General features: G+C 62.3%; 15 protein-coding genes and 1 tRNA gene. 13 read left to right on the top strand and 3 right to left on the bottom strand.

Going from position 1 to position 18,868, the window contains the following annotated elements; all coding sequences use genetic code 11:
- The first annotated feature begins 25 nt into the window (after window positions 1-25).
- On the top strand, window positions 26-1,120 hold the full coding sequence (locus ACQKPS_RS06955) for a multifunctional CCA addition/repair protein (protein WP_427603316.1): 1,095 nt from the start codon (window positions 26-28) through the stop codon (window positions 1,118-1,120).
- A 109-nt stretch (window positions 1,121-1,229) separates the two neighbouring features.
- Here ACQKPS_RS06955 and folK read toward each other — a convergent pair whose 3' ends face one another.
- A complete protein-coding gene (folK, locus tag ACQKPS_RS06950; RefSeq protein WP_254481673.1) occupies window positions 1,230-1,739 on the bottom strand; it encodes a 2-amino-4-hydroxy-6-hydroxymethyldihydropteridine diphosphokinase in 510 nt (169 codons plus the stop codon).
- Window positions 1,730-2,086, bottom strand: a complete 357-nt coding sequence (gene folB, locus ACQKPS_RS06945; RefSeq protein ID WP_004375185.1) for a dihydroneopterin aldolase — start codon at window positions 2,084-2,086, stop codon at window positions 1,730-1,732. Before folB ends, folK begins: the two co-directional genes overlap by 10 nt.
- A 74-nt stretch (window positions 2,087-2,160) precedes the next feature.
- Between folB and plsY the strand changes: the two genes are divergently transcribed.
- On the top strand, window positions 2,161-2,730 hold the full coding sequence (plsY, locus tag ACQKPS_RS06940; protein WP_054885227.1) for a glycerol-3-phosphate 1-O-acyltransferase PlsY: 570 nt from the start codon (window positions 2,161-2,163) through the stop codon (window positions 2,728-2,730).
- 15 nt (window positions 2,731-2,745) lie between these two features.
- Here plsY and tsaD read toward each other — a convergent pair whose 3' ends face one another.
- Window positions 2,746-3,771, bottom strand: a complete 1,026-nt coding sequence (tsaD, locus tag ACQKPS_RS06935; RefSeq protein ID WP_254481674.1) for a tRNA (adenosine(37)-N6)-threonylcarbamoyltransferase complex transferase subunit TsaD — start codon at window positions 3,769-3,771, stop codon at window positions 2,746-2,748.
- 204 nt (window positions 3,772-3,975) lie between these two features.
- Here tsaD and rpsU point away from each other — a divergent pair, with 204 nt between their 5' ends.
- The 11 genes from rpsU to pqqF all read left to right on the top strand — a co-directional run bounded on the left by rpsU (window position 3,976) and on the right by pqqF (window position 18,812).
- Window positions 3,976-4,191: a 30S ribosomal protein S21 gene (gene rpsU / locus ACQKPS_RS06930; protein WP_003255575.1), complete on the top strand. Its 216-nt coding sequence runs from the start codon at window positions 3,976-3,978 to the stop codon at window positions 4,189-4,191.
- Window positions 4,192-4,474: 283 nt separating this feature from the next.
- Complete coding sequence (dnaG, locus tag ACQKPS_RS06925; RefSeq protein ID WP_283725013.1) at window positions 4,475-6,457, top strand: DNA primase; 1,983 nt, start codon at window positions 4,475-4,477, stop codon at window positions 6,455-6,457.
- 67 nt (window positions 6,458-6,524) lie between these two features.
- On the top strand, window positions 6,525-8,375 hold the full coding sequence (gene rpoD / locus ACQKPS_RS06920; RefSeq protein WP_283725014.1) for an RNA polymerase sigma factor RpoD: 1,851 nt from the start codon (window positions 6,525-6,527) through the stop codon (window positions 8,373-8,375).
- A gap of 118 nt (window positions 8,376-8,493) precedes the next feature.
- Window positions 8,494-12,237, top strand: a complete 3,744-nt coding sequence (locus ACQKPS_RS06915; protein ID WP_283725015.1) for a bifunctional diguanylate cyclase/phosphodiesterase — start codon at window positions 8,494-8,496, stop codon at window positions 12,235-12,237.
- Between the two features lie 16 nt (window positions 12,238-12,253).
- A tRNA-Ile gene (locus ACQKPS_RS06910) sits at window positions 12,254-12,330 on the top strand.
- 118 nt (window positions 12,331-12,448) lie between these two features.
- Entirely contained in the window at window positions 12,449-12,910 is a 462-nt protein-coding gene (locus ACQKPS_RS06905; RefSeq protein WP_254481701.1) for an Lrp/AsnC family transcriptional regulator, read from the top strand.
- A gap of 169 nt (window positions 12,911-13,079) precedes the next feature.
- Entirely contained in the window at window positions 13,080-13,442 is a 363-nt protein-coding gene (locus ACQKPS_RS06900) for a toxin (protein WP_283725016.1), read from the top strand.
- Complete coding sequence (locus ACQKPS_RS06895) at window positions 13,420-13,734, top strand: helix-turn-helix domain-containing protein (RefSeq protein WP_427603312.1); 315 nt, start codon at window positions 13,420-13,422, stop codon at window positions 13,732-13,734. The genes ACQKPS_RS06900 and ACQKPS_RS06895 overlap by 23 nt, the downstream gene beginning before the upstream one ends.
- 161 nt (window positions 13,735-13,895) lie before the next feature.
- Window positions 13,896-15,578: a flavin monoamine oxidase family protein gene (locus ACQKPS_RS06890; RefSeq protein ID WP_254481704.1), complete on the top strand. Its 1,683-nt coding sequence runs from the start codon at window positions 13,896-13,898 to the stop codon at window positions 15,576-15,578.
- Between the two features lie 15 nt (window positions 15,579-15,593).
- Window positions 15,594-16,388: a carbon-nitrogen hydrolase family protein gene (locus ACQKPS_RS06885; protein WP_313200824.1), complete on the top strand. Its 795-nt coding sequence runs from the start codon at window positions 15,594-15,596 to the stop codon at window positions 16,386-16,388.
- Between the two features lie 144 nt (window positions 16,389-16,532).
- Window positions 16,533-18,812, top strand: coding sequence for a pyrroloquinoline quinone biosynthesis protein PqqF (gene pqqF, locus ACQKPS_RS06880; RefSeq protein ID WP_427603311.1), 2,280 nt, complete (start codon window positions 16,533-16,535; stop codon window positions 18,810-18,812).
- Window positions 18,813-18,868: the final 56 nt, after the last annotated feature.

Raw genomic sequence — 18,868 nt, 5'->3', positions numbered from 1 at the left:
CTGTGGGCAGTAATGGAGGCTGCACATGCAAATCTACAAAGTCGGCGGCGCAGTGCGCGACCGCCTGCTCGGGCTCCCGGTCAGTGATGTCGACTGGCTGGTGGTCGGCGCCACGGTCGAGGAAATGCATGCCCAGGGCTTCCGCCCGGTCGGCGCTGATTTCCCGGTGTTCCTGCATCCGAAGACCGGCGAGGAATATGCCCTCGCCCGCACAGAGCGCAAGAGCGGACGCGGTTACGGCGGGTTCACCTTTCACGCAAGCCCCGACGTTACGCTGGAGGAAGACCTGATCCGCCGCGACTTGACCATCAATGCGATGGCCGAGGATGAACAAGGCGTGGTCTTCGACCCTTACCATGGCCAGGCCGACCTTGAACAACGCATCCTGCGCCATGTTTCCCCCGCGTTCGCCGAAGATCCCTTGCGGGTGTTGCGCGTTGCCCGCTTTGCCGCACGTTACGCCCCCTTGGGCTTCAAGGTCGCCGATGACACACTGGCGCTGATGCGCCAGATCGCCGAATCGGGCGAATTGCAGGCGCTGACAGCGGAACGTAGCTGGAAGGAAATCGAGCGGGCGCTGATGGAAAGGCAGCCGCAAGTATTCATCAAGGTATTGCACGACTGTGGTGCTTTGAACGCCTTGATGCCTGAGTTGGAGCAGCGTGCGCACACACTGGCCGCCCTGCGCCGGGCGGCAGAGCATCAACAGCCGTTGGCTGTGCGCTGGGCTTGCTTGTTGCGCGGGCTGGAACCAGCGGCGATCAAAGCACTCAATCAGCGTTTCAAGGCGCCGCGTGAATGCCAGGAATTGGCCTTGTTGGTAGGAGAGTTTGCAGGGCAGGCCGACAACGCTTTGCAGCTGGTACCTGCAAATTTGCTGGAAATACTGCAGAAGTTCGACGTTTATCGGCGGCCGCAGCGTTTCGAGGATTTCATTGCCGCGTGTGAAATGGCCACCTGTGAAGCTTATCCACAGGGCGATTACCTACGCGGGGCAGCCAACGCAGCCCGGGCGGTGGATGTGAAACCGCTGTTGGAAGCCGGGTTGACCGGTCAGGGCTTGGGCGAGGCCCTCAAAAGTGAGCGGCTCAAAGCGCTCGAGGCTTACAAGCAGGGCTGACCACACGGGCCTCTTCGCGGCTAAAGCCGCTCCCACAGGGACCGCATGATGGCAAAGCTCATGCGGTCCCTGTGGGAGCGGCTTTAGCCGCGAAAGGGCCGGAGCAGGCTCACGCCTGAGTCAGCTGCAGCCCCCGCCATTCGAACGCGACCGGCGCCAAAACCTGGTCGATCCGCGCCTCCTGCCACAACTGCGCCATGCTTTTCTCCGCCCCAGGGTGAATCAGCTCCGGCGCCAGCAGCGACAACGGCCACAGCACAAACGCATTCTTCAGGATCTCTGCCCTGGGCAGTACCAGCCCATCGAAGGTGCCGTGCAAATCGTTGTACATCAGCACATCGATGTCCAGCGGCAGGCCCTTGCGATCCGGCGCATAGCGACCATTGTCCGCCTCGATGAACTTGAGCCGGCGATCCAGCTCCATCAGCGGCAGATCGGTCTTGCCGGTGACCACGAAGTTGATGAACGGCCCGCTCTTGATCCCCACCGCCTGGCTCTCGAATGCCGGGGAACATTGCATGTCGCTGAGAATGGCCGCCAGCGCATCGAGCCCCGCACACAGGTGCTTATGGCGATCGATGTTGCTGCCAAGGCCCAGGTAAACGGTGTTCAGAGACATCCGCGCTCGATCTCCACGCCAACACCGCCGCGGGCGGCGGGAACGGCCCCCGGCTTGGTCAGCTTCAACCGCACCCAGGGAATGTGGAACTCTTCCATCAGCGTGGCCACCAGGCGCTCGGCGAAGGTTTCCACCAATTCGAAGCGCGCCTGCTCGGCAAATGCCTGGATCCGCGCCGAAACACTGGCATAGTCGAGTGCCAGGTTCAGGTCGTCACCGGCCGCTGCCGGGCGGTTGTCCCAGGCAAAACTCAGGTCCAGGCGCAGGCACTGGCGAATATCCCGTTCCCAGTCATAGGCGCCGATGACGGTATCGACTTCCAGGCCTTCGATGAACACTCTGTCCAAGCACTTCTCTCCACAGCACGACAAGGGCGACTGGCGCCGTTAGAATCAGGGCGTCCTCGCCCGGAATAGTTAGCATGTTTTGGTTATTGGCGCTGCTCGCCTACCTGCTCGGCTCGCTGTCCTTCGCCATCGTCCTCAGCCGCCTTTCGGGCAGCCCGGACCCTCGTTCCAGTGGTTCGGGCAATGCCGGCGCCACCAACATGCTACGCCTGGCGGGCCGTAAACTGGCGATCCTGACCCTGCTCGGCGACCTGTGCAAGGGGCTATTGCCGGTTTTGCTCGCCCGCGCTGCCGGCCTTGGCCTGCAAGAGCAAGCCTGGGTCGGCGTGTGCGCAGTGCTCGGCCACCTGTTCCCGCTGTATTTCCGCTTCCGCGGCGGCAAAGGCGTCGCCACCGCCGCCGGCATGCTCATGGGCCTGTATTTCCCCGCCGCGCTGCTGGCCATCGGCGCCTGGCTGCTGACCTTCTACCTCACCCGCACCAGCTCGCTGGCGGCGCTTGTCGCGACTCCGCTGACCTTGCCGCTTCTGGCCTGGCGAGAGCCGGAGGCTCTGCTGCCGATCGCCGTGCTGACGGTGATGATCGTCTGGCGCCACCGCAACAACCTGCGCGACTTGTTTGCCGGGCGCGAAAGGCATTTCTGACGCGCCCGCCAGCCTTCACAGCGGCGGCAACTGCTCCATCGGCCAGCGTGCCTGCACGCTGATGGCCAGATCCTGCTGTTGCCCGGCCAACAGACGCTGGCAACCGGCATAGGCGATCATCGCGCCGTTATCAGTGCAGAACTGTGGACGCGCGTAGTACACGTTGCCCTTGAGACCGGCCAGCATGTCTTCCAGCGAGGCGCGCAAGGCCTTGTTGGCGCTCACGCCACCGGCGATGACCAGGCGCTTGAGGCCGGTCTGCTTGAGGGCGCGCTTGCACTTGATGGTCAGAGTCTCCACTACCGCCTGCTGGAATGCCAGGGACAGGTCGCAACGGGTTTGCTCGTTGTCGTCGCCAGCATTCTTGCATTGCTGCCAGGTGTTCAGGGCGAAGGTCTTGAGACCACTGAAGCTGAACTCAAGGCCTGGCCGATCGGTCATCGGCCGCGGGAACACGAAGCGCCCAGGCACACCCTGCTCGGCCAGGCGCGCGATTTCCGGCCCACCCGGGTAGTTGAGGCCAATCAGCTTGGCGGTCTTGTCGAACGCTTCGCCGGCAGCATCGTCGAGGCTCTCTCCCAGCAGCTCGTATTGGCCGATGCCATCCACCCGCACCAGCTGGGTATGGCCGCCGGAAACCAGCAAAGCGACGAACGGAAACGCCGGAGGGTTTTCCTCCAGCATCGGCGCCAACAGGTGGCCTTCCATATGATGCACACCGATCGCCGGGATATCCCAGGCGAAAGCCAGGGCCTGGGCGCACGAGGCGCCGACCAGCAACGCACCGACCAGGCCAGGGCCGGCCGTGTAGGCAATGGCGTCGATCTCGGTGGCAACGCAGCCAGCTTCCTCCAGCACCTGGCGGATGAGCGGCAGCATGCGCTTGACATGGTCACGCGAGGCAAGCTCGGGCACCACGCCACCGAACACGCGGTGCAGGTCGATCTGACTGAACAGCGCGTCGGCTAACAAACCGCGCTCGCTGTCGTATAATGCGACGCCGGTTTCGTCGCAGGATGTTTCCAATCCCAGTACTAGCATGGGCTCGTCCCTTGTGGGGGCTGAATTCGAAGCCGCGCATGATAGTCCCCGTGCCGGGTGCCGACCAGCGGTTTTCGATCAGAGGCTTTGCATTCCGGCGTACTAAGGGTTAACATCCGCAACCCTTGAAAACCGACGTTCTCCAGCACACCTTTGTTTTGCCAGGAGCACGTCTACCCCGGTAATGAATTAAGGTAGCCCTGGATGCCAGCCGTCAAAGTTAAAGAGAACGAACCCTTCGACGTAGCTCTGCGTCGTTTCAAGCGCTCCTGCGAAAAAGCCGGTGTACTGGCTGAAGTTCGTAGCCGCGAGTTTTACGAGAAGCCGACCGCCGAGCGTAAGCGCAAAGCAGCTGCTGCTGTTAAGCGTCACGCCAAGAAAGTTCAGCGCGAACAGCGCCGCGCCGTTCGCCTGTACTAATACAGACGTTCTACGCACGAGCTTCTGCCCTGCCCGGCTCACTGCCGGGCCGATGGCAGCGGTTTGCTTAGCCTTGAGCAGCTAGCCCAAGGTGCCCGCAGCAACTTGCAGCGGGCAAATGGTTTCAAAGCGTCAGATCTGGTTTCGGCCAGTCGTGCACGTCCTGACTGACGAGCCCCCGGCAAGCCGGAGGCTGGCGACGAGCACACTCCCTCGCACTTCCCCTATCATCACTCGCCCCGTTAGCGTTTAGACTTGCCAGTTGCCAGATGACGAGACTGCCATGGCCGGGCTGATTCCCCAAAGCTTCATCGACGACCTGATCAACCGCCTCGACATTGTCGACGTGGTGAGTTCGCGCGTTCAGCTGAAAAAAACCGGCAAGAACTATTCCGCCTGCTGCCCGTTCCACAAGGAAAAGACCCCTTCCTTCACGGTCAGCCCAGACAAGCAGTTCTACTACTGCTTCGGCTGCGGTGCCGGCGGCAACGCCCTTGGTTTCGTCATGGACCACGACAACCTGGATTTTCCCCAGGCCGTCGAGGAGCTGGCCCGCGCAGCCGGCATGGAAGTGCCCAGGGAACAAGGCCGTCGCGACAACAAGCCGCGCCAGCCAACCGATTCGCCACTGTACCCGTTGCTCGATGCCGCCTCGGAGTTCTACCGCCAGGCCCTGCGCAGCCATCCGACCCGCAAGGCGGCGGTTGACTACCTCAAGGGCCGTGGCTTGTCTGGCGAGATCGCCCGTGACTTCGGCCTGGGCTTCGCGCCGCCGGGCTGGGACAACCTGCTCAAGCACCTGGGCGCCGACAGCCTGCAGCAAAAGGTGATGATCGACGCCGGCTTGTTGATCGAGAATGCCGAAAGCGGCAAGCGCTACGACCGCTTCCGCGACCGGGTGATGTTCCCGATCCGCGATAGCCGTGGGCGCATCATCGCTTTTGGCGGCCGAGTACTGGGCGACGACAAGCCCAAGTACCTCAACTCACCGGAAACCCCGGTGTTTCACAAGGGCCAGGAACTCTACGGGCTGTACGAGGCACGCAAGCACAACCGCAACCTCGACGAGATCATCGTCGTCGAAGGCTACATGGACGTCATTGCCCTGGCCCAGCAAGGCCTGCGCAATGCCGTCGCCACCCTCGGCACCGCGACCAGCGAAGAGCATCTCAAGCGCCTGTTCCGCGTAGTGCCCAGCGTACTGTTCTGCTTCGACGGCGACCAGGCCGGGCGCAAGGCTGCCTGGCGGGCGCTGGAATCGACCCTCTCGGCATTGCAGGATGGCCGCCGTGCGCGCTTCCTGTTCCTGCCCGAAGGCGAAGACCCGGACAGTTTGGTACGTGCCGAAGGCACCGATGCCTTCATGGCACGGATCAACCAGCATGCACAGCCACTGGCCGACTACTTCTTCGAGCAACTGAGCAACGAAGCCGACCCGCGCTCGCTGGAAGGCAAGGCACACATGGCCACACTGGCTGCACCGTTGATCGAAAAGATCCCCGGTGCCAACTTGCGTCAGCTGATGCGCAACCGCCTGAAGGAAATCACCGGCCTCGACCCTCAGCAGGTCGAGCAGCTGACGCAACAGGCCCCGGCGACCAGCGGCGTGCCAGATTACGACCCCGGCTATGACTACGATGCCATGGCCAGTTACACCCCCGACTACGGCGACATGCCACAGCCCGACTACACCCCTGTTCATCAGCAACAGGAGTGGAAGCCAAACAAAGGCGGGGGCAAAAAGCAGTGGAGCGACAAGCCCTGGGACAAGAACCGCAAGGGCGGCAAGCCATGGCAGCAGCGCGACGAGGCACCGCCGCGGGTGCCGGCACCGGTCGAACCACCGACCCTAGCCGCCCTGCGCACCTTGCTGCACCATCCATTGCTGGCCGGGAAGGTCGAGGATGCCAGCCACTTCGCCGACGAAGAACACCTGTACAGCCAGCTGCTGGTGGCCCTGATCGAAGCTGCGCAGAAGAATCCTGGGCTAAGCTCAATGCAGTTGATCGCGCGCTGGCACGGCACTGAACAAGGCCGCCTGCTGCGGGCCCTTGCCGAAAAGGAATGGCTGATCGTCGCCGACAACCTTGAACAACAGTTTTTCGACACTATAACTAGCTTGTCCGCCCGCCAACGCGAGCGCAGCCTGGAACAACTGCTCAGGAAATCACGTCAAAGCGAATTGACCAGCGAGGAAAAATCACAGCTCCTCGCCCTGCTGAGCCGGAATGTTCCCGCACAAACGCCGACCTCATCTGGCGCGTGAGGCCCATGCTCGGGTATAATCCTCGGCTTGTTTTTTGCCCGCCAAGACCTTCAGTGGATAGGGTGTTATGTCCGGAAAAGCGCAACAGCAGTCTCGTATCAAAGAGTTGATCACCCGCGGTCGTGAGCAGGGCTACCTGACTTACGCGGAGGTCAACGACCACCTGCCTGAGGATATTTCAGATCCGGAACAGGTGGAAGACATCATCCGCATGATCAACGACATGGGGATCAACGTATTCGAGAGTGCTCCGGATGCGGATGCCCTTCTGTTGGCGGAAGCCGACACCGACGAAGCTGCGGCCGAAGAAGCCGCTGCTGCGTTGGCGGCAGTTGAAACCGATATCGGCCGCACGACCGACCCGGTGCGCATGTACATGCGCGAAATGGGTACCGTCGAGCTGCTGACTCGCGAAGGCGAAATCGAAATCGCCAAGCGTATCGAGGAAGGCATCCGTGAAGTCATGGGCGCCATCGCTCACTTCCCGGGTACTGTCGACTACATCCTCGGCGAATACGACCGCGTGACCGCCGAGGGCGGTCGCCTGTCCGACGTCCTCAGCGGTTACATCGACCCTGACGACAACATTGCCGCACCGACCGACGAAGTGCCAGTACCTGGTGCCAAGGCGCCAGCGGCCAAGGAAGAGTCGGACGACGAAGACGAAGAAAGCGAAGGCGGTGACGACGAGGAAGAGACCGAAAGCGGTCCCGATCCGGTTGTCGCAGCCCAGCGCTTCGGTGCTGTTGCCGAACAGCTCCAGGCCACCGCCAAGGTCCTGAAAAAGCACGGCCGTGACGGCAAGGAAAGCATCGAGGCCCTTCAGGCCCTGGCTGACCTGTTCATGCCGATCAAACTGGTGCCGAAGCAGTTCGACGTTCTGGTCGAGCGTGTGCGCGATGCCCTGAACCGCCTGCGTCAGCAAGAGCGCGCGATCATGCAGCTGTGCGTGCGTGACGCCCGTATGCCGCGTGCGGATTTCCTGCGCCTGTTCCCAAGCAATGAAACCGACCAGACCTGGTCCGGTGACCTGGCCAAGCGCAACACCAAGTGGGCAGCTGCCCTGGGTGAAAAGGACGCCGCCATCGTTGCTTGCCAGCAAAAGCTGATCGACCTTGAGACCGAGACCGGCCTGACCGTCGCCGAGATCAAGGAAATCAACCGCCGCATGTCCATCGGCGAGGCGAAAGCCCGCCGCGCCAAGAAAGAAATGGTCGAGGCGAACCTGCGTCTGGTGATTTCCATCGCCAAGAAGTACACCAACCGGGGCTTGCAGTTCCTCGACCTGATCCAGGAAGGCAACATTGGCCTGATGAAGGCGGTGGACAAGTTCGAGTACCGTCGCGGTTACAAGTTCTCGACCTACGCCACCTGGTGGATCCGTCAGGCGATCACCCGCTCGATCGCCGACCAGGCGCGCACCATCCGTATTCCGGTGCACATGATCGAGACGATCAACAAGCTCAACCGTATTTCCCGTCAGATGCTGCAGGAAATGGGCCGTGAACCGACCCCGGAAGAACTCGGTGAGCGCATGGAAATGCCTGAGGACAAGATCCGCAAGGTATTGAAGATCGCCAAAGAACCGATCTCCATGGAAACCCCGATCGGTGACGACGAAGATTCGCACCTGGGCGACTTCATCGAGGACTCGACCATGCAGTCCCCGATCGACGTGGCCACGGTTGAAAGCCTCAAGGAAGCGACCCGTGACGTGCTCTCGGGCCTGACCGCACGCGAAGCCAAGGTGCTGCGCATGCGGTTCGGTATCGACATGAACACCGACCACACCCTTGAAGAGGTAGGCAAGCAGTTCGACGTGACCCGTGAGCGGATCCGTCAGATCGAAGCGAAGGCGTTGCGCAAACTGCGCCACCCGACTCGCAGCGAGCATCTACGCTCCTTCCTCGACGAGTGATGACGAACCCCGGCCCAGGCCGGGGTTTTTCTTGCCCGACAAATAGTTGTGATCGGCTACTCGGCTGGCTGAATGCCCGTCTACACTCGACTTCAGACCAACTGAATGCGAGGCCGCTATGCTGCCGATGCCGGCCATTCTGTTGCTGCTCCTGATGCTGTGGAACACAACGGCCGGCGCCCTGACCCTGACAGACGAGGAAAAAACCTGGCTCACTGCCCATCCGCAGTTGAGACTGGGCGTCGACGCTTCCTGGCCACCGTTCGAGTTTCGTGACCAGGAGGGCCGGTACCAGGGATTGGCCGCCGATTACATCGCCCTGCTCCAGGATCGCCTGGGCGTATTACTGAAACCGGTCGAGCCGAGCAGCTGGACCGAAGTGCTGCAGCAGGCGCGCGAAGGCCGCATCGACTTGCTGCCCGGCATCATGTCGACGCCCGAACGCCAGGGCTACCTCGCGTTCACCCGCCCCTACCTCGATTTCCCCATCGTTATCCTGGCCCATGACGGCGGCCCGCAACCGCGCACGCTCAAGGACTTGTACGGGCTGAAGATCGCCGTGGTGGAAAACTATGCGCCCCATGAACTGCTCCGCACCCACCACCCGGACCTGAACCTGGTGGCGATGCCGAATGTCAATTCGACCCTGCAGGCACTGGCCACCGACGCGGTGGACGCCGTGGTCGGTGACCTCGCCTCAAGCATCTGGAGCCTGCGCCAGCTCAAGCTCGAAGGGTTGTATGTAAGCGGCGACACACCCTATCGCTATCAATTGGCAATGGCCGCGCCCCGTGACCAGCAGGTACTGGTTGGCATCCTCGACAAAGTCATGGCCGACATGTCCAGCGATGAAATCAGCCATATCCAGCAGCGCTGGGTCGGCGCCGTGGTCGACCAGCGAAGCTTCTGGCACGACACGCTGCTCTATGGGCTGCCCGCCGTCCTGCTGCTGATCGCCATTCTCGCCGCGGTCATCCGTATCAATCGCCGGCTCAGTTCGGAAATTTCCAGACGTATCGCCCTGGAGCAGGAACTGCGCAGCAGCGAATACCATTACCGCGGCCTGATCGAGAGTCTGTCGGCAATCGCCTGGGAAGCCGACGCCAACGACTTCACCTACAGTTATGTCTCGCCGCATGCCGAGGACCTGTTGGGCTACCCGCTGCACAACTGGCTCAAGCCCGGCTTCTGGCGCAGCATCCTGCACCCCGACGATGCACTCTGGGCCCAGGCCTTCTGCGAAAGCGAAACCGCCGCAGGGCGTGATCACAGCCTCGATTACCGCGTGCTACGCGCCGACGGCCAGCCGCTTTGGGTGCGCAACATCGTCAGCATGATCGAACACGGCCATCGGCCGGTGATGCGGGGCCTGATGATCGACATCAGCGAGACCAAACGCACCGAAGACGCCCTGCGTCTGTCGGAGCAGAAGTTCGCCTCCGTGTTCGAGCAGTGCCCGGACATTCTGCTGATCGCACGTCATAGTGATGGAGTGCTGCTCGAGGTCAACGAAGCCTTCGAAGAACAGATCGGCCTGAAACCGGGTGAGGTAATCGGCCGTACCGCTACCGAGCTCAATCTGTGGGGGGTCGAAGGCATGGGCCCAAGGCTTCTCGAACGCCTGCACCAAGGCGGCATCCGCAACCTAGAAATGACGTTCCGCCGCAGCAACGGCCAGTTGTTCACCGGCCTGACCTCGGCCGAAACCTTCGAGCTCGACGGTACCCCGGCGCTGGTCGTGGCGGTTCGCGACATCAGCCAGCTCAAGGAAACCCAGCAACAATTGCAGACCTCCGAGGAAAAGTTCGCCAAGGCCTTCCACGCCTCGCCTGACGGCCTGTTGCTGTCGCGCCAGAGCGACGGCCTGCTGCTAGAGGTCAACGAAGGCTTCTGCCGCCTGACCGGTTACGAATTCAACCAGCCTATCGACCAGACTTCCTTCGACCTGGGGATCTGGGTCGACCTCAACGAACGCAAACGCCTGATCGACCAACTGGGTCGCGATGGTTTCGTGCGTGACTTCAGCTGCCACCTGCGCCGCAGCGACGGCCAGATTCGCCTCTGCGAGCTCTCGGCCCGGCCACTGCCGATCGGAGGTGTCGACTGCATGCTGACCATCGCCCGCGACATTACCGAGCGCCACTTGATGCAGGAAAAACTGCAACTGGCTGCCACCGTGTTTGAAAATACCGCTGAAGGGGTACTGATTACCGACACCGACCAGCGCATCAGTGCAGTCAACCGTGCCTTCAGTGAGATCACCGGCTACAGCGAGATCGAGGCGCTCGGCCAGACCCCACGCCTGCTCGCCTCTGGCCAGCATGACAGCGCGTTCTACGCCGCCATGTGGCACCAGCTCACCGCAGAAGGTCACTGGCAGGGCGAGATCTACAACAAACGCAAGAATGGCGAGCTATACCCCGGCTGGCTGACCATCAGCGCCGTTCGCAACAACGATCGCAACATCACCCACTTCGTTGCGGTATTCGCCGACATCTCCAGCCTCAAGCACGCCCAGGCCAAACTCGATTACCAGGCCCACCACGACCCACTGACCGGCCTGCCCAACCGCGCCCTCTTCGAAAGCCGGCTGCAGGCCGTGCTGACCTGCGCCCAGGAGTCCAACCGGCAGGGTGCTGTGCTGTTCCTCGACCTGGACCGCTTCAAGCACATCAACGACAGCCTCGGCCACCCGGTTGGCGACCTGTTGCTCAAAGGCATCGCCCAGCGTCTCAAGGAGCAGGTGCGCGACGTCGACACCGTGGCCCGCCTGGGCGGTGACGAGTTCATCATCCTGCTGCCCGGCCTGCACAAGCCCAGCGATGCCCATGCCATCGCCAACAAACTGCTGGCCTGCTTCGCTGCCCCGTTCCAGGCCGGCGAGCATGAGTTCTTTACCAGCGCCAGCATCGGCATCAGCCTCTACCCGCAGGACGGCAGCGACGTCGCCACGCTGATCCGCAACGCCGACGCCGCCATGTACCGCTCCAAGGCCCAGGGCCGCAACCGCGTGGAAGCCTACACCCGTGACCTGACCGTGCAGGCCAGTGAGCGCATCGCCATGGAGCACGAACTGCGCCGCGCCATCGAGCGCAACGAGATGAGCCTGAGCTTCCAGCCCAAGCTGAGCCTCAAGACCCAGACCCTGGTCGGGGCCGAAGCGCTGATTCGCTGGAGCCACCCGACATTCGGCGAAGTGCCGCCCGAGCATTTCATTCACCTTGCCGAAGAGAACGGCACCATCCTGCAGCTGGGCGACTGGGTGCTGGAGCAGGCCTGCCAGCAGATGCACCGCTGGAAAAAGGCGTATGAAGCGTTCGGGCCGTTGTCGATCAACCTGGCTGGCGCGCAGCTGCGCCATCCCAACCTCGCCAAGCGCATCGAGCACCTGTTGAAGATCTATCAGCTGAAAGCGGGCGATCTGCAGCTGGAGATTACCGAGAATTTCATCATGAGCCAGGCCGAAGAAGCCTTGGCCGTGCTGCACCAGCTCAAACAGCTGGGCGTGCAGCTGGCGATCGACGATTTCGGCACCGGGTACTCCTCGCTGAGTTACCTCAAGCGCCTGCCGCTGGATATCCTCAAGATCGACAAGTCGTTCATTCGCGGCCTTCCGGACGACCCTCATGACGCCGCCATCGCCCGCGCCATCATCGCGCTCGGGCGCAGCATGCAGCTGACGATCATTGCCGAAGGCGTGGAGAACCAGGCACAGCAGCGCTTCCTGGCAGCAGAGGGCTGCGAGCAGATCCAGGGTTACATCGTCAGCCTGCCATTGCCACCGGACGAGTTCGCAGCGACGTTTCTTCGCATAGCACTGTCTGATCTTTCGGATGGCACGCTTTCAAAACCCTCGTTATAATCCGGGCACTTACTGAGGGCCTATAGCTCAGTCGGTTAGAGCAGAGGACTCATAATCCTTTGGTCCACGGTTCGAGTCCGTGTGGGCCCACCAGACATGACAAAAAGCCGCGCCATTGCGCGGCTTTTTTGTGCATGAACGGTGACAGTTCGGGGCTTGCCCTGCTCATCTGCAGCTGGCTAGGCTAGCGAACCCTTCGTAGAGACTTACCATGTCGGACTCCCGCCCCATCGCCCTCGACGAAATCGACCGTCAACTGATCGCCCTGCTGCAGATCAACGCCCGCGAAAGCGTCGCCACCCTCGCCCGCCAGCTTGGTATCGCCCGTACCACGGTCAACTCGCGCCTGGAGCGGCTGGAAAAGCACAAGGTCATCACCGGCTACGGTGTGCGCCTGGGCCAGCGCCTGATCGGCGGTGGGCTCCAGGCTTATGTCGGGATCAAGGTGCAGCCACGCTCCGGCAAGGAAGTGGTAAGGCGCCTGAGTGCCATGGGGCAGGTGCAGCAGCTGTGTGCCGTGAGCGGCGAGTTCGACTACGTAGCCTGGCTACGCAGCGATTCACCGGAGCAACTCGACCAACTGCTGGACCAGATTGGCAGCGTCGAGGGGGTGGAGAAGACCACCACGTCGATCATCCTCAGCAGCAAGGTCGATCGGGGGCAGCCAGTCTGAAACGACAGACTGCCGAAGTCTTTCAGAACAATTCCGACATTTCCTACAGCGGTTACAAGCTGCAATTCAATGCCACTCTCGCAGCGCGCCCAGGCGTATAGGCTGGAAAGAAAGCCCATTGACGGGCTTCCCCGTCCCATCCAAACTATACGCAGATCACGTACATAACATGGACGCTATTTTTGTTGAATTGCCACCTTTCGAACGTTACCGGGCCGAGTTTCTCAGCGATGAGCAGTTTCGCTGTCTACAACAGATCTTGTTGAGTTGCCCCGATGCAGGCGATGTCATCAGAGGAACCGGAGGGCTTAGAAAGATCCGGTTCTCCGATCCCCTTCGGCACAAGGGAAAACGGGGCGGCATCCGCGTCATTTACTACTACTGGCTGTCCGGCATGCAGTTCTGGCTGTTCACCCTTTACGGTAAAGACATGCAGGACGATCTGACGGATCTTCAACGTAAAGCGCTGAAAGCGATGCTTGAACGCGAATACCTGACGAGGACACACCATGCCCCGCAGCCTCTTCACTGAACTCAGCGAAGGCTTCGACGCCCTGGCAGAGGAGCGCGCAGGGAAAATGACCCTGCGCTCGCACAAGGTCACCTACGAGGAGCTCGCACCACTGGCTCCCAATGAACTGCTTGAGCTGCGCCAGCGACTGAACATGTCCCGAGCGCTTTTCGCCAACTATCTGCGGACCAACACCCGGACGCTGGAGAACTGGGAGCAAGGTCGCTCCAAACCGAATGCCCAGGCAATTGCCTTGATACGACTGGTACAGAAATTCCCGGAAACAGTGGATCACCTTGCTGCTCTGAGCTGACCGTCAAAAAAGATGTAATTACCGTCATAACGATGATAGAAGCTACATTTAGACATCAATCTGCATCTTAATTACGATCTCGCCGCTTCCTAAAATGACCGCCAGGCATCTCCTATACTCAGGCTCCGCCCCCTGCGCAGCCGCTCTGGCAAGGTCACTTCATGAACAAGAAAAACCGCCACCCCGCCGACGGCAAGCAACCTGTCACCATCTTCGGCCCGGATTTCCCCTTCGCCTTCGACGACTGGCTGGAACACCCGGCAGGCCTGGGCAGTATCCCGGCCGAACGCCATGGCGAAGAAGTCGCCATCGTGGGTGCAGGCATCGCCGGCCTGGTTGCGGCCTACGAATTGATGAAGCTGGGCCTCAAGCCCGTGGTGTATGAGGCCTCGAAGCTCGGTGGCCGACTGCGTTCGCAGGCCTTCAACGGCACCGACGGCATCATCGCCGAGCTCGGCGGCATGCGCTTCCCGGTGTCCTCGACCGCCTTCTACCACTACGTCGACAAACTGGGCCTGGAAACCAAGCCCTTCCCCAACCCGCTGACCTCAGCCTCGGGCAGCACGGTGATCGACCTCGAAGGCCAGACCTACTACGCAGAAAAGCCCAGTGACCTGCCGAAACTGTTCCACGAAGTGGCCGACGCCTGGGCGGATGCGCTGGAAAGCGGTGCGCAGTTCGCCGATATCCAGCAGGCGATCCGTGACCGTGATGTCCCTCGGCTGAAAGCGTTGTGGAACAAGCTGGTACCCCTATGGGACGACCGCACCTTCTACGACTTCGTCGCCACCTCGCGCTCGTTCGCACAGCTGAGCTTCCAGCATCGTGAAGTGTTCGGTCAGGTCGGTTTCGGCACCGGCGGCTGGGACTCGGACTTCCCCAACTCGATGCTGGAAATCTTCCGCGTGGTCATGACCAACTGCGACGATCATCAGCACTTGATCGTCGGTGGCGTGGAACAGGTGCCTCAGGGCATCTGGCGCCATGTACCGGAGCGTTGCGTCCACTGGCCAGAGGGCACCAGCCTCAGCTCGCTGCATGGCGGCGCACCGCGCAGCGGTGTCAAGCGCATCGCCCGTGCTGCCGACGGGCGCCTGGCGGTCACCGACAACTGGGGTGACACCCGCCACTACGGTGCAGTGCTCGCGACCTGCCAGAGCTGGCTGCTGACCACCCAGATCGACTGCGAAGAATCGCTGTTCTCGCAAAAGATGTGGATGGCCCTGGACCGCACCCGCTACATGCAATCATCAAAGACTTTCGTCATGGTCGACCGGCCGTTCTGGAAGGACAAGGACCCGCAGACCGGCCGCGACCTGATGAGCATGACCCTCACTGACCGCCTCACCCGCGGCACCTACCTGTTCGACAATGGTGACGACAAGCCGGGGGTGATCTGCCTGTCCTACGCCTGGATGAGCGACGCCCTGAAGATGCTCCCGCATCCGGTGGAAAAGCGCGTGCAACTGGCCCTGGACGCGCTGAAGAAGATCTACCCCAAGACCGATATCGCCGGGCACATCATCGGCGACCCGATCACCGTGTCCTGGGAAGCCGACCCGCACTTCCTCGGCGCATTCAAGGGCGCGCTGCCAGGTCACTATCGTTACAACCAGCGCATGTACGCGCACTTCATGCAGCAGGATATGCCTGCCGAGCAGCGCGGCATGTTCATCGCCGGCGACGACGTGTCGTGGACCCCGGCCTGGGTCGAAGGTGCGGTGCAGACCTCGCTGAATGCGGTGTGGGGTATCATGAACCACTTCGGTGGCCACACCCACCCGGACAACCCGGGCCCGGGCGATGTGTTCGACGAGATCGGGCCCATCGCCCTGGCCGACTGAAACCAAGGAGGCAGCATGCGCATCGCTCTGTTCCAGGGCGCACCCAACCCGCTGGACGTGCCCGGCAACTTGCAACGGCTGCGCCACCAGGCGCAGCTGGCGGCCGAGCGTGGCGCGCAATTGCTGGTGTGCCCGGAGATGTTCCTGAGCGGCTACAACATCGGCCTGGCGCAGGTCGAACGGCTGGCCGAAGCCGACGATGGCCCTGCGGCCATGGAGGTGGTGGAGATTGCCCGGTCGCACCGCATCGCCATTGTTTACGGCTACCCGGAGCGCGCCGATGACGGAGCGATCTACAACAGCGTACAGCTGATCGATGCCCATGGCCGCAGCCTGTGCAATTACCGCAAGACCCACCTGTTCGGTGAGCTGGACCGGGCGATGTTCAGCCCTGGCGCCGACCATTTTCCGGTGGTCGAGCTGAACGGCTGGAAAGTCGGCATGCTGATCTGCTACGACATCGAGTTTCCGGAAAATGCCCGGCGCCTGGCGCTGGCAGGTGCCGAGCTGATCCTGGTGCCGACGGCGAACATGACGCCGTACGATTTCGTCTGCCAGGTGACCGTGCGCTCGCGGGCGCAGGAAAACCAGTGCTACCTGGTATACGCCAATTACTGCGGGGCTGAGGGCGAAATCCAGTACTGCGGGCAGAGCAGCATCATCGGCCCCGACGGCAGCCTGCTGGCGATGGCGGGGCGCGATGAGTGCCAGTTGCTGGCAGAGCTTGAGCATGAGCGAGTGGTGCAAGGGCGTGAGGCGTTTCCTTACCTGACCGATTTGCGCCAGGAGCTGCATTTGCGTCAAGGCTGACAGGGGCCGCTTGGCGGCCCATTCGCGGGCACGCCCGCTCCCACAGATCGTGCGCACCTCATTCCTGTGGGAGCGGGCGTGCCCGCGAATGGGCCGGACCTTTCTTGCAAATGGGTTAGCATGGACACCTGCCCTGGAGTTCCCATGCCTGACACCACCCGCCACCTCACCCTCGCCAACGGTCTGCAGTTGACTCTGCGCCATGCGCCGCGCCTGAAGCGCTCTGCGGCCGCGTTGAGGGTTCATGCGGGCAGCCATGACGCCCCAACCGCATGGCCAGGCCTGGCCCACTTCCTCGAACATCTGTTTTTCCTGGGCACAGCACGCTTTCCGCTGGAAGACGGCCTGATGCGCTACGTCCAGGGCTTGGGCGGCCAGGTCAACGCCAGCACCCGCGAGCGCACCACCGACTTTTTCTTCGAAGTACCACCCGCGGCATTGGCCGGTGGCCTGGAGCGCCTGTGCCAGATGCTTGCCGAGCCGGATCTGGGCATCGAGCGGCAACGCCGCGAGCGGGAAGTCATCCACGCCGAATTCATCGCCTGGTCACGCAACCAGCAGGCGCAAAGGCAATTCGCTTTGTTGCAATCCGTGGGTGGCGATCACCCCTTGAGCGGCTTTCATGCCGGCAACCGCTATTCCCTGGTACTGGGCGCCAGGGCTTTCCAGCAAGCCCTCACAGGCTTCCACCAGCGTTTCTATCAGGGCGGCCAGATCACCCTGAGCCTGTGCGGCCCGCAATCACTGGATGAACTGGAACAGCTGGGCAGGCACTACGCCGACGTCTTCGAGACGGGCATCCCTGTGCAACAAGACTCGCCACCCGCCTTGGTCACCAACAAGCCACTGCTGTTCGCACACAACGGCCTGCCAGCAGAGGCAGAACAGGCACTGGAGTTGCTGATCGCACACCTCGGCGACAACCGCCCCGGCAGTTGGCTGGATGCACTGGAGCAACGTGGCTGGCTCAAAGGGTTCAAGGCCCAGACGCTGCATGCGTTCGCCGGGCAACTGCTCTGGCACATCGACCTGGAGCTCGCCCCGGATGCCAACAGCGATGAGGCGCTGAAACTGCTGCACGGCTGGTTCGACTTCATCGGCAAGACAGGCCCCGACACACTCAACCGCACGTTTGGCTGCTTGCAACAACGACGTCAACGCAGCGCCAGCGCACTGGAGCTGGCCCGCCGCGACAGCGCCGGGCAGCCGTTTGCGGCACTGGATGCCCAAGCACTGATGGCGCTCGAAGCGCTGCTTGAGCAGCTGCCACGACGCACATACGGGCAATGGCAGCTGCCTGCGCCCGAGCCCTTGTTGTCGGATGAACTGCCCCCTGCCCCGGCTGCTGAGCTGCCCGCTGCATTGTGCATCAGCGACTTGCTTCCACCCTCCAGGCAATACGCAGCACTGTATCTGCGTTGGCACGTGCCATCGGCAGTGCGCCAGCGTCTGCACGGCGTATTGCAACGTGCCCTGCGCCCCCTGCAACGTCGTTGCGAGCAGGCCTGCGTGCAACTGCAATTCAGCGCGTCAGGCGAATGTTGGCAATTGTGCTGCGCTGGCCATCCGGTAGCCGTGGTACGCGCCGCAGGCCAGGCCCTGGCCCTGATACAGGCGCCCTCCGACTGGCTGACGTCTCCATCTGAGGCGCCCGCGCCGATCCCGATCAGAGCGTTGATCAGTCAGCTACCTGACGCCGTGCTCGGCACTCGCCCGGCCACACCACCGTCTGGCCCCCCCGACCAGGCGCTGCTCGATAGCGTCTGGCAGCGCAGCCATTGGCACGGCCTGGCCGTCGGCTTCGAGCCCAGTGCTGTGCAGGCTCTGGGCGCTGTCCTACAGGCCTGCCCCGGGCAAGGCGGGGCGCCCACACCGGCTGCCGGCTGGGCTGGACGGCGCTGGCACCATGCCGAGGTGCCAGGCAGTGAACATGCCCTGCTACTGTTCTGCCCGCTGCCAGCCGCCCGGCAGGGCAGCGGTCGCCTGCTGGCGCAACTGCTGCAAGGCCCGGTGTATCAACGCCTGCGGATCGAATTGCAGCTGGGCTACGCGGTTTTCAGTACCTTTCGTCAGATCGAGGGCGTCGGCGGCTTGCTGTTCGGGGTGCAGTCGCCGCACGCCAGCCAGGGCGAAATCCTCGATCACCTGCGCGAGCTTCTGGGCCGCGGCGTCACCCTTGACGCGGTCGCCCGACAAGCACTGGCCGAGCAGTTCGACGAAAACGCCATGGCCAACGCCGACGTCACCGAGTGGGCATGGCAGACACACCTGGCCACACAACCTGACGACCTGCACGCGCTGCGGCGGTCTATTCTGATCACGCAACAGGCAGATCTGGACGGCCTGCTACGCGACCTGCTCGGTGCCGGAAGCCCGTGGCTTTGCTTGGCCAACAGTGCCGCACCCAAGGCGTCCTGGCTCTGAACTCTCGGGATTGTTACGTTTGCTGCAAGGGCGCTTATCAAAGAATTAACCTTTCG

The organism is Pseudomonas sp. NPDC086566 (assembly GCF_050280885.1).
GTDB classification, from domain to species: Bacteria; Pseudomonadota; Gammaproteobacteria; order Pseudomonadales; family Pseudomonadaceae; genus Aquipseudomonas; species Aquipseudomonas vlassakiae.
The sequence above is the reverse complement of the archived record's forward strand: the minus strand, read 5'-3'. Positions and strand labels throughout refer to the sequence as shown.